The following is a 9538-nucleotide window of genomic DNA, read 5'->3' as shown; positions in this document are numbered from 1 at the left end:
GGAAGCCAACCTCCGCGCAGCAGACGCCGTCACCGTCACGACCGAGGCCCTCGCCGACGAGGACGAGACCGGGACTCAGCCGCCGTAGCGCCGCTGCCTGGCGGCGAAGCTGCGGACCGCGCGCAGGAAGTCGACCTCGCGGAACGCGGGCCAGTAGGCCTCGCAGAAGTACAGCTCCGAGTAGGCGCTCTGCCAGAGCAGGAAGTTCGACAGCCGTTGCTCGCCGCTGGTACGGATGACCAGGTCGGGGTCGGGCTGGCCGGCGGTGTACAGGTGTGGGGCGATGTCGTCGACGGTCAGGGCGTCCGCGGCCTCGGTCAGTGACGCGCCCGCTTCGGCTCGCGCGTACATCAAGTCGCGCACGGCGTCGACGACCTCCTGACGGCCGCCGTAGCCGACGGCCAGGGTGACGTGAGCGCCGGTGGTGCAGGTGCGGGTGGCCTCGACGGCCTCCTTGAGGGCGCGGGCGGTGCTGTCGGGCAGGGCGTCGGTCATTCCGGCGAGGTGGACCTGCCAGCGGGCGTCCGGGCGGGTGACGCGATCGACGACCACCTGCTCGATCAGCCGCATCAGATAGGCGACTTCGGTGTCGCCGCGGCGCTGGAGGTTCTCGGTCGAGCAGACGAAGACGGTGATGTGCTTGATCGCCAGGGCCTCGCACCAGGAGAGCACCTCCTCGACGTGCTCGGCGCCCACCTTGTGGCCGAGGCTCGGGTTGGCCATACCCATCTGTCGGGCCCAGCGGCGGTTGCCGTCCATGATCAGCCCGACATGTCGGGGCAGCGGGCCGGCTATGACCTGGCGACGCAAGCGGCGGGCGTAGAGGGAGCGGAGCAGGTCGGACACGGGCACCTCCAAGTGGGTCGGGAGTGGCTACCGGTTCTGGCGGGCCACGGTCAGGCGGTTGCCGCGTGGCTTACGAGGCCGACGGCAGGTCGCGCAGGTCACGCAGGGTGCCCGCGCACACCGCCGTCAGCAGCAGCAGGCCCACGCCGATGCCGACGCCGAGCGGGTGGAATCCGGCACCGGTGAGCGAGAGTCCGAGGATGGTCGCGCCGCCGGTGGCGCTGGCGCCGGCGAGGGTCCATGCACCGACGCGGAGGCTGCCGGTGCCGGGTGGCACGACGGCGTCCGCGCCGACGCCGGTGAAGATGCGGGGGATCTGGATCGCGCCGAGGCCCAGGGTGATCCACCAGGCGGCGAGGACGGCGGTGCGCAGGGTGGGCGGTGAGGCGTCCGCGTCGAAGCCGCCGTGCACCAGGACGACCACGGTCGTGCCGAGGAGCGTCGGTACGGCGAGGCGACGGAGCGCCCAGCCCAGCAACGTGATCGCGGCGCGCAGCGTGGGCCGGGGCCTGGGTGCGACGAGGGCGATGCCGAGCAGCAGCAGGGTGGTGCAGCCGTGCGTGACCTGCTCCCGGACGCCGTCGGCGGGCAAGGGGCCGGCCTGTTCGGCGGCCAGGTGGCTCAGGAACCAGGCGGCGAGGGCGACCGTGATGCCCATGGTGGCCACCCTCCGCTGACGCTGTGCCGGGGAGTCGGCGGGCCAGTGGGCCGGGTGTAGCCACATGTCCACGATGCCCGCGATGAGATTGGGCCAGGACTTCCAGCCCGCGCCCCGGGCTTCGTCCTCCACCATCGCGCCCCAGCGCTCGCGGAAGGCGTCCGGGTAGAGCCTGACCAGGCTGCGGGTGACGACGCTCACGCCGGGTGCACCCCCAGGCGCCGCAGTCCCGCGTTCGCGACCCGGGCCATGGCGCGCAGTTCGCGTTCCAGGACCTCGCGGCCGAGGGACGTCAGCTGCACCGGGCGTTGGCGGCCCTGCCCGTCGAGCGGCTCGATCAGCCGCTTCGACTCCAGCCTGGCCAGCGCCCCGTACAGGCTGCCGGGGCCCAGCCGCTCCCCGGTCAGCTCCTCGATCGCCGTGTTGATGGCGTATCCGTGCAGCGGCCCGTCGGCCAGCGCGCAGAGCACCAGCGTCTGGGCATCGTTGACGTGCATATCGCTCCTCCCGATCTGACGAAGCACCATACTACGTGCCGCGAACTACACGCCAAGTACTACGCGGCGTGTACTATCGCCGTCATGCGCGATGACTTGACGATCAATCAGCTGGAGGTCGGACACCCCGCTCGGCCTGCCGCTGCCGCGGCGCTGCTGACGTCCGCCGCCGGCGCCGCCGCCTTCACCCTGTTCGCCTACCTGACGACACAGGTTCGCGTGGTGCGGGCGGGCAGTCCCTGGCAGGACGATCCATACGACGCAGTGGTGACCTTCACCATGTTCTTCGTCCCCCTGCTCGGGACGCTCGGCGGGGCAAGGGCGCTGCTGTGCCGCCGCGACCGGCCGCTGCCGCGCTACCGGATCGAGCAGGTACTTCGGGCCGCGCTGGTCTGCACGCTGCTCGTCGCCGCCACGCTCGCCACCGACTGGGCGGCGGTGGCCGCGCGGGCGGACCGCGCGTCCTGGGACGGCGGCACCCCCTGGCTGATCGCGTCCCTGCTGCCGCTCACCGGGGTGACGGCCGGGAGCCTGCTGCTGCACCGCCGGGCGATCCGACGGCTACCGAAGCCGGTACGCGGGGCCGAGGACAAGGGCGGGGACTGGTTGGACGACCTCGCACCCCTCGCGACTCTCCTCGCCGCCCCCCGCTCCCGCATGGGGCGCGCACTCGCTGCGCTGATCGGCCGCGGCAAGGTGCTCGGCTTCGTACGCCTCCGCTTCGCCCTGCTCGCCGCCGCGGCCGCTGTCGCCGCCGGCCTGCTGGTCGCCACGGGACTGGCTTCCGGCGAGGGCTGGCCCGGGGTACTGCTCTTCACCGTGGAGACCACGGTCTTCGCGGGCGGCACCTTCGCCTTTGTGATGATCTGCAACAGTGTCCTGCGGTTCGCCGCGCTTCCGCCCGCGTCGGGGACGCGACGGGCCGCCCGGATTGCGATCACCGCAAGCGCGTTGGCACTGCCGGTCTCGTTGGCGCTGCGGGACACCGCGTGGCAGCTGCTCGGGCTCGGCGACCAGGTCGACTCCATCGGGCAGTGGGCAGCCGTCACACTCACGTTCGCGCTACTGACGGGCGCACTCACCTTCGGTGTGATTGCGACCGCGACCAGGAAGTAACAGCGGGAGGCATCCGGTCAGTTGCCGGAGCAGGGAGGCGCTGCCATTGAGGCTGGCTCATCGGACCGATGCTCCACTGAAGGAGATGACGGCCGATGATCCGCTGTTCGGGTGGGGCCGGTCCACTCGCGAGACGACTCTGTTGCTCTATTCGGGGTCGGTGATCAGGCCGCGAGTTGGTGGGCGAGTCGTGTGAGTCGGCTGGTCCGGGGACGTGTGGGCTGGTCGGCCCAGTGGGCGTCGAGTCGGATGACGTTGATCGCGGTGGCGGAGTAGGCGTGCTGGAGGCTGGTCCTGGGCAGGCCGTGGTAGGGGGCCCGGCGCAGATCGGTGATGTCGAGGGTCTGGTTGATCGTGCCTTCGACTCCCGCGCGTAGGGCGTACTTGGCATGCCAGGTGTCGGTCTTCTGCTCGGCGCGGGCGGCGGTGACGGTCTCGTGCAGTTCGCGGGGCCGCAGGGTGAGCATGCGGTTGCCGCGTGCGGCGGTGGTGCACGTGTCGCGGGACGGGCAGGAGCCGCAGTCTGCTCGGGCGAACTCGATCACGATGGCGTCGTGGCCGTGCTGCTGGACGGGATACCAGCCGGTGCTGGTGCGGCCTTCGGGGCAGCGGACTTGACGTGCTGTCCAGTCGATGCGGAGGCGCTCTTGTCGAAGCCTTCGGCGGCTCGGGCCTGGTGGGAGTGGTCTGCCAGCAGCGCTGTGGTCATGGCGATGCCTTCGTGTGTGGCGGCGGTGACCATGTCGGCGGAGGGGTAGCCGGAGTCGAGGTAGTGCTCGCCCGGCTTGATCTGCCGTTCGGTCAGACGCTGCTGGATGCCGGCGGTGGCGGTCACGTCCGTGATCAGGTTCGGAGTGCGGGCCCGGGCGTCGGTGCCGTCGGGAGTGTTGTCACAGGCCTCGGTGGGGTGGACCTTGTAGCCGCGCCAGAACAGCTCGTCTCCCTTGGCGGACCAGCGGGCGTCGCGGTCGTAGGGGGAGGCGAGCCGCAGATGGCCGGGCGGGACGCCGTCAACCTCGGCCTCCCGCTTCCTGACCACCTCCCGTCCCCGGGCGTCGGTCGTCACGTAGGTAGGTCTGCAGGAAGATCCGTCGCAGCAGCTGGACCGCCTCGATCTCCCGCAGCCACACCGGGGCGTCGGGCGCGTGGAGGGCGTGCAGCAGCCGGTGCGCGTCCTGGCCGTAGACCTCGGCCAGCCGGTCCCGCTTGGTCTTCGAGGCGGGCAGCCGCCACGAGTCGACCCTGGTCGCGTAACGCAGCTCCCACTCGGCCACCGGCACCGCCTGCCTGAGCCAGGACGGGGCCGCGACGGCCAGCGACTCCAGCGCCGCACGCACGCTCTCCCCGGCCAGCTCCAGCCGGTTCAGGTCCCGCACCGCGCTGATGACATGTGTGGAATCGGTGCGCTGCTTCCCCCCCCAGCTGCGATCAGGCCCTCCTGACGGCAGTGTTCCACCAGCCGGTCGAAGACCAGGCGCTCCATGCCGTGCTCGACCAGCCGGGCACGGAACTTCGCCAGCACCGTGAAGTCGAACCCCGGATGCGTCAGCTCCAGGCCGATCGCGTACTTCCAGTCGATCGCTCGCACCGCCATCCCGGCTGCCTGGCGGTCGGTCAGGTTCTCGGCGAACTGCAGCACTGTGACCAGCGCCAGCATCCCCGGTGACAAGCCGGGAGCACCGCGTACCCCGAACGCGGACGCGAACGGCTCGTCCGCGAAGACGTCCGCCAGCTCCTGGCGCACCCGCATTGCCAGCGTCCCCTTGGGGAAAGCCGCTGCCGCGACCAGTGCTGTCTGCTCCGGGGCCTCCGGCAGTCCCGCCGCCCTCATCGACACCCACACCACCCCCGCGACCGCCTGCCCACGAGACGACCGCAGGAGCGATCATGCCGCAGTGAACCGAGATAGGTGACACGAGAAAGGCCCGAGCCGTACCGGCTTTCTGCCGTTCCCGGTTCCCACGGCCCGCACAGCGCTAGCATCGAGGCCCATGATCGTATGGCTCAACGGCACCCACGGCGCAGGCAAGACAACGACCAGTGCACTCATACAGCCACTCATCCCGGATTCACGGGTGTTCGACGCCGAGAAGGTCGGCGAGACTCTCATGGACATCACGCCGGGGCTGCCCGGGACGGACAACTTCCAGCACTGGCCGCCGTGGCGGCAGCTCGTAGTCGAGACCGCCCGCCGCGTACTCGACTACACCGGCGGCACTCTGGTGATGCCGATGACTGTCCTGGTCGAGCAGTACTGGCGCGAGATCAGCACGGGCCTCGCCCAGCACGCCATTCCAGTACGGCACTTCGTCCTCCACGCCGACCAGGACACCCTCCGCGGGCGCATCGCAGGGGACACTGTTGTCGGTCCCAACTCCTGGTTCCGCCTCAAGTACCTTGAGCCCTACGCCGAGGCGGCCCGCACCTGGCTGCACGCCGAGGCCGAGGTCATCGACACCACGTACCTCACGCCCGCCCAGGCCGCCCTGCAGATCGCAGAGGCCGTCAAGAGCTGAGGTCCACCCAGCTCGACCCAACCCCCCGGTGTCATCTACCCCCGAGAAGTCGCCCCGGCCCGCGGTCCGAATTGAGCAACAGAGTCCGAGACCTCGACAAAGTGCCATGTAGTCGAACGTGACAGTCGTGACGATGCGTAACTCTCACAAATGAACAGTTGCGAGAGTTCTGAGAGACCCCCGGAACGTGTCCGGATTATCCAGGTCTCCACTCGCAGAAAACCTCTCAAAACTCCGGCGTTCTGCAAGACACTTCTGAGACAATCCCGGCATGGATCTGACATCCGATCAGGCAGCATCTGCGGTGGAACGCCACGATTGCCCGAAGTGCGAAGCCCCGGCCGGGAGCGCGTGCCGGACGATGGGAGGGAAGACCGCGGCGAAGTACCACACCCCGCGCTTCATCCTCGTGCCCGCGCTGCGCGAGGACCTGGAGGTCCTGGTCCCCGCCGACCACGGTCCGGGCAAGCCGTGGCAGCGGCGGCCGGCCCCGGTGCTCACCCCGGCGCCCGACTACGCCGCCCCGCCGATCCGGATCGGGTACGCGCGCTGCTCGACCGCCCAGCAGGAGCTCGCCAGCCAGATCGAGGCCCTGCAAACCGCGGGCTGCTTCAAGATCTTCCAGGAGAAGATCAGCACCCGGATCAAGGTCCGCCCGCAGATGGAGGCCGCGCTCACCCTGGCCCGCCAGTTCAAGGAGGCCGCGCCGGACCAGGTGGTCATCCTGACCGTCCACGAGATGAAGCGCCTGGCACGCAACGCAGCCGAGCTGATGCAGATGTCGGCCGACCTACAGGGGCACGGCATCCTGCTCGAACTCCTCACCGGCCCGCTCAGCGGCGTCTACGACCCCAACGGCATGGGCTCGATGTTCTTCGCCGTCCTGGCCGCCGCCGCGCAGATCGAGCGCAACTACATCCGGGAGAAGGCCCTCGAAGGCCAGGTCACCGCCGCCGCGAAGGGCAACCACGGCGGCCGGCCGAGGTTATCGACGACGACATGCTCACATTCGCCATCGCGCTCAAGGACAAGGGCGTCCCCGTCCCGGAGATCGCCGGGAAGCTGATCATCAAGACTGGCAAGAACGCCGGCAAGCATCCCTCGGTCGCCTCGGTGTACCGGGCACTCGCCGAAGCCGAGCAAGACGCCCTCGACGCACCGGCCGACGACGACCTGCCCCTGCGACCCAAGCCCGCGCGGATCCTCCGCCCCGGCGAACCGCTCACCCCGGAGGAGATCGAGCTGCGCGAGCGCCTGGTCTTCCAGCGCGCCGAGCTGAACGCCGCCGCACTCGAAGAGCTCGGATAGTGATCCCCGGCCCGCAGCTAACAAAGGCCGCGGCGCGGTTACTCGGCGCCACCGAACCCGGCCTGCCCGGGCCGTTCGGATCCTGGCCCCAGGGTAGCCAGGAGCCCGCGGAGTCAAGCCCGCAGACCAGGACGAACCCGAGCTCCGGTGCTGAGCACCGGAGGCGGAGCTTCAAGATCGTCGCATGGCGGCTTATCGGCTCACCTTGGCCGGCGGCAAGAGCCTTCACGTCTCCAAGATCACGCCATGGCCCCTTTTGCACGTACCTTGGCTGGACCCCAACAGCGGTACCGAGACCCCGGCGCCCGTGCGGTACACGACCTTCTGGTCGGCCTGCGACGAACAGATCGCACCGACCGGCAGCACCGGCCTGGCCGGGGCCGTCAACCTGCAGACCGACTGCCTGAAGCACAACGCGCTGCTCACCGACCCCGCCGTCCAGGCCCGCGTCCGCGCGGCCCTGACGGCCTGACCATCGGCGGGCCTCCGGCTCAGCCGGGCTGTCCGGCCTCGCCGACCGTCCCGGCCAGCTCGCGCAGGAGCGCGGCCGCCGTCCAGTGGCCGGCCGCACCCGGGCGGCTGCTCAGGTAGGCGGCCGCCTGCCGCAGGCTCCAGCCGTGGGCCTCGACCAGGCCGGCGGCGAGGTTCCGCAGGTACGCGGCGCTCGGGGCGCTGAGCTCGGCGGCGGCCGGGTCCCACGGGGCGGTGAACGTCAGCACCGGCACGCCGTCGAGGGTGCCCGGGCAGAGCAGGGTCTCGTAGCGGCCGGGCCCGAGCTGCTCCCGTCCGGCGGTGACGGCCCCGGCCAGCGGGAGGTCCTGGTCCGGTTCGCGGTGCATCTCCTGCGCCGCGATGTCGCTGAACTGCCCGGCGGTGAGCAGGTAGGCCCGGGCGGGCAGTTCGCCGGGCGCGGCCGGGTCGTAGAAGCCCATGCCGCCGCCCCAGACCGCCGACTCCAGCGCGAAGTACAGCGACCCCGGCAGCAGCAGCGGGACGGTCCGCGCCGGCAGCCCGCCGTCCCGGGATCCGGGGTGGGTCCGCACGCCGCCGGGCGGCCGGCCGCCGAGGAGGTAGCGGGCCAGGCGCTCGGCACGCATGTTCGAGCCGTACGCCGCGTACCAGACGTGCTCCGGTTCCCCGCCCGTCCCGGCCCGGGGCTCCGGCCGGCACGCGCTCGACTCCGGCTGCGCCGCCGCGCCGCTGACGCTCCGTCGAATCTCCTCCACAGCCGGTGACGGTACCCAAGGACGGAACCTGGGCCGGGAGTGGCGCGCCAGCCCCGTCCGACGGCGCCGTGGCGGCTCGGTGGTCACCCGGTGGCGACAGGAGGGGTGGCGCTGGTCCGGTGCAGGTGGGCCTCGACCAGCCGGTACGTGGCCTCCGGCTGTTCGATCTGCGGGAGGTGGCCCGCCCGCGGGACGAGTTCCAGCCGGGCGTCGCCGAAGGCGGCGGCGTAGGCCGCGCCGTAGGCGGGGGTGACGACGCGGTCGCTCTCGCCCCAGAGCAGGAGGGTGGGGACCTGGACGCCGCCGAGCCGGTCCAGCAGCCGGGGGTCGTGCATGTACGGGTCGCCGGCGAGCGTGCGCATGGTGGCCATGTTGCCCTGCCGCCGGGCGAGTTCGCCGGCCGGCAGGGTGGCGGGGTCGACGTGGTACCGGTCCGGGTCGTGCCAGGAGTGCTCGGCGAGGCCGCGGGCGTCGAGGGCGAAGACGTCCGCGATCGGCTCCGTCTCGACGTGCACGCCGACGGCATCGATCAGGACGAGGCCGGTGATGGTTCCCGCGGTGTCGCGCACGGCCATCTCGGCGGCGATCCAGCCGCCGAGCGAGGAGCCGACGACCAGGACGTCGTGCAGCCCGTGGTCGTGGAGGTGCTGCAGGTAGGCGAGCGCGAGGTCGTCGATGCCGGTGAGCCAGGCCGGGCGGTGGGTGCCGTCCCAGCCGGGGTGGACGGGCGTGAGGGTGTGTGCGCTCCCGGAGAGGCGCTCGGCGAGGCCGGCGACCGTGGCCGGGCCTCCGCCGCCGTGGAGCAGGAGGACGGGACGGCCGGCGCCGGCCTCGGACAGGGTGAGGGAAAGGTCGGTGTTCATGCCTTCCAGAGTAACTAAACATCTTTATATAAGCTAGCTTGGTTGTGTCGTAGAATCGCTCCATGCATGGTGAGCTGCAAGAACTCGGCCGGGCGGTCAAGCAGACCCAGTACCGGCAGCACCGGGCGCTCGACGGTGCGCTCGCGGCCGTCGGCACGACGCTGGCGCAGTGGGACGCCCTGCGCGCGATCAGCCGTTCACCCGGGGCCCCGGCGCGCGCGCTGGCCGTGGCGACCTTCCAGAGCGAGCAGGCCTTCGGGGCGCTCGTCGGCCGTCTGGCCGCCCAGGGGCTGGTGGAACGCCGGCCCGGACACGGCCGCCGCATCGAGCACCACCTTACGCCCGCCGGTGAGCAGGTGCTCGCGGCCGGCCACGCGGTCGCCGACGAGGTGCTCGCCGACTGCTTCGCCCCGCTGCCCGAGGCGGACCGGGCCGTCCTGCTCGGCCTGCTCAGGCGGCTCGCCGCCGGAGACGGCGGGTGACGCGGCGCGCCCGTCTCCGCGTGCAG

General features: G+C 71.4%; 15 protein-coding genes. 6 read left to right on the top strand and 9 right to left on the bottom strand.

Annotation, left to right across the window (positions count from 1 at the left end; genetic code table 11):
• Positions 1–75: 75 nt before the first annotated feature.
• The 3 genes from uppS to ABZ885_RS29895 form a co-directional block, all read right to left on the bottom strand.
• Positions 76–852, bottom strand: a complete 777-nt coding sequence (gene uppS, locus ABZ885_RS29905; protein WP_360195263.1) for a polyprenyl diphosphate synthase — start codon at positions 850–852, stop codon at positions 76–78.
• A gap of 64 nt (positions 853–916) precedes the next feature.
• Entirely contained in the window at positions 917–1705 is a 789-nt protein-coding gene (locus ABZ885_RS29900; protein ID WP_360195260.1) for a hypothetical protein, read from the bottom strand.
• Positions 1702–2001: a helix-turn-helix transcriptional regulator gene (locus ABZ885_RS29895; protein ID WP_360195257.1), complete on the bottom strand. Its 300-nt coding sequence runs from the start codon at positions 1999–2001 to the stop codon at positions 1702–1704. Before ABZ885_RS29895 ends, ABZ885_RS29900 begins: the two co-directional genes overlap by 4 nt.
• Before the next feature lie 84 nt (positions 2002–2085).
• Here ABZ885_RS29895 and ABZ885_RS29890 point away from each other — a divergent pair, with 84 nt between their 5' ends.
• Positions 2086–3117: a hypothetical protein gene (locus ABZ885_RS29890; protein ID WP_360195254.1), complete on the top strand. Its 1032-nt coding sequence runs from the start codon at positions 2086–2088 to the stop codon at positions 3115–3117.
• A gap of 164 nt (positions 3118–3281) precedes the next feature.
• Here the strand turns inward: ABZ885_RS29890 and ABZ885_RS29885 are convergent, their stop codons facing one another.
• From ABZ885_RS29885 to ABZ885_RS29870, 4 genes are read right to left on the bottom strand one after another with little or no spacing between them, the layout of a single operon-like run.
• Positions 3282–3665 (bottom strand): transposase, encoded by a 384-nt coding sequence (locus ABZ885_RS29885; RefSeq protein WP_360195271.1) that lies wholly within the window; start codon positions 3663–3665, stop codon positions 3282–3284.
• Positions 3659–4183, bottom strand: a complete 525-nt coding sequence (locus tag ABZ885_RS29880; RefSeq protein ID WP_360195251.1) for a hypothetical protein — start codon at positions 4181–4183, stop codon at positions 3659–3661. The genes ABZ885_RS29885 and ABZ885_RS29880 overlap by 7 nt, the downstream gene beginning before the upstream one ends.
• Complete coding sequence (locus tag ABZ885_RS29875; protein ID WP_360195249.1) at positions 4128–4493, bottom strand: hypothetical protein; 366 nt, start codon at positions 4491–4493, stop codon at positions 4128–4130. Before ABZ885_RS29875 ends, ABZ885_RS29880 begins: the two co-directional genes overlap by 56 nt.
• Entirely contained in the window at positions 4481–4948 is a 468-nt protein-coding gene (locus tag ABZ885_RS29870) for a transposase (protein WP_360195268.1), read from the bottom strand. Before ABZ885_RS29870 ends, ABZ885_RS29875 begins: the two co-directional genes overlap by 13 nt.
• 160 nt (positions 4949–5108) lie before the next feature.
• Between ABZ885_RS29870 and ABZ885_RS29865 the strand changes: the two genes are divergently transcribed.
• From ABZ885_RS29865 to ABZ885_RS29850, 4 genes are all read left to right on the top strand, one after another.
• On the top strand, positions 5109–5633 hold the full coding sequence (locus tag ABZ885_RS29865; RefSeq protein WP_360195246.1) for an ATP-binding protein: 525 nt from the start codon (positions 5109–5111) through the stop codon (positions 5631–5633).
• 361 nt (positions 5634–5994) lie between these two features.
• A complete protein-coding gene (locus ABZ885_RS29860; protein ID WP_360195244.1) occupies positions 5995–6699 on the top strand; it encodes a recombinase family protein in 705 nt (234 codons plus the stop codon).
• Positions 6633–6941 (top strand): hypothetical protein, encoded by a 309-nt coding sequence (locus ABZ885_RS29855; RefSeq protein WP_360195242.1) that lies wholly within the window; start codon positions 6633–6635, stop codon positions 6939–6941. Before ABZ885_RS29860 ends, ABZ885_RS29855 begins: the two co-directional genes overlap by 67 nt.
• 307 nt (positions 6942–7248) lie before the next feature.
• Positions 7249–7413 carry a hypothetical protein gene (locus ABZ885_RS29850; protein ID WP_360195239.1) on the top strand — a complete coding sequence of 55 codons (165 nt, stop codon included), beginning with the start codon at positions 7249–7251 and terminating at the stop codon, positions 7411–7413.
• A gap of 19 nt (positions 7414–7432) precedes the next feature.
• On the opposite strand, the gene ABZ885_RS29845 is transcribed toward ABZ885_RS29850, so the two are convergent.
• Together ABZ885_RS29845 and ABZ885_RS29840 are read right to left on the bottom strand one after the other, a co-directional pair.
• Positions 7433–8038, bottom strand: coding sequence for a histone deacetylase (locus tag ABZ885_RS29845; RefSeq protein WP_360195265.1), 606 nt, complete (start codon positions 8036–8038; stop codon positions 7433–7435).
• A 212-nt stretch (positions 8039–8250) separates the two neighbouring features.
• Positions 8251–9030, bottom strand: coding sequence for an alpha/beta hydrolase (locus tag ABZ885_RS29840; protein WP_360195237.1), 780 nt, complete (start codon positions 9028–9030; stop codon positions 8251–8253).
• Between the two features lie 62 nt (positions 9031–9092).
• On the opposite strand from ABZ885_RS29840, the gene ABZ885_RS29835 reads away from it, so the two are divergent.
• A complete protein-coding gene (locus ABZ885_RS29835) occupies positions 9093–9512 on the top strand; it encodes a MarR family winged helix-turn-helix transcriptional regulator (protein WP_360195234.1) in 420 nt (139 codons plus the stop codon).
• Positions 9513–9538 lie beyond the last annotated feature (26 nt).

Source organism: Kitasatospora sp. NPDC047058, assembly GCF_040643935.1.
GTDB lineage: Bacteria > Actinomycetota > Actinomycetes > Streptomycetales > Streptomycetaceae > Kitasatospora.
Note: the sequence above shows the minus strand (reverse complement) of the source record. Positions and strands in the feature narration are given on the sequence as shown.

Bases quoted from the DNA above. Each gene is read 5' to 3' on its own strand.
- ABZ885_RS29895 (WP_360195257.1), bottom strand. From the start codon at position 2,001: ATGCACGTCAACGATGCCCAGACGCTGGTGCTCTGCGCGCTGGCCGAC.
- ABZ885_RS29890 (WP_360195254.1), top strand. From the start codon at position 2,086: ATGCGCGATGACTTGACGATCAATCAGCTGGAGGTCGGACACCCCGCT.
- ABZ885_RS29870 (WP_360195268.1), bottom strand. From the start codon at position 4,948: ATGAGGGCGGCGGGACTGCCGGAGGCCCCGGAGCAGACAGCACTGGTC.
- ABZ885_RS29865 (WP_360195246.1), top strand. From the start codon at position 5,109: ATGATCGTATGGCTCAACGGCACCCACGGCGCAGGCAAGACAACGACC.
- ABZ885_RS29860 (WP_360195244.1), top strand. From the start codon at position 5,995: ATGGGAGGGAAGACCGCGGCGAAGTACCACACCCCGCGCTTCATCCTC.
- ABZ885_RS29855 (WP_360195242.1), top strand. From the start codon at position 6,633: ATGCTCACATTCGCCATCGCGCTCAAGGACAAGGGCGTCCCCGTCCCG.
- ABZ885_RS29845 (WP_360195265.1), bottom strand. From the start codon at position 8,038: ATGCGTGCCGAGCGCCTGGCCCGCTACCTCCTCGGCGGCCGGCCGCCC.
- ABZ885_RS29840 (WP_360195237.1), bottom strand. From the start codon at position 9,030: ATGAACACCGACCTTTCCCTCACCCTGTCCGAGGCCGGCGCCGGCCGT.
- ABZ885_RS29835 (WP_360195234.1), top strand. From the start codon at position 9,093: ATGCATGGTGAGCTGCAAGAACTCGGCCGGGCGGTCAAGCAGACCCAG.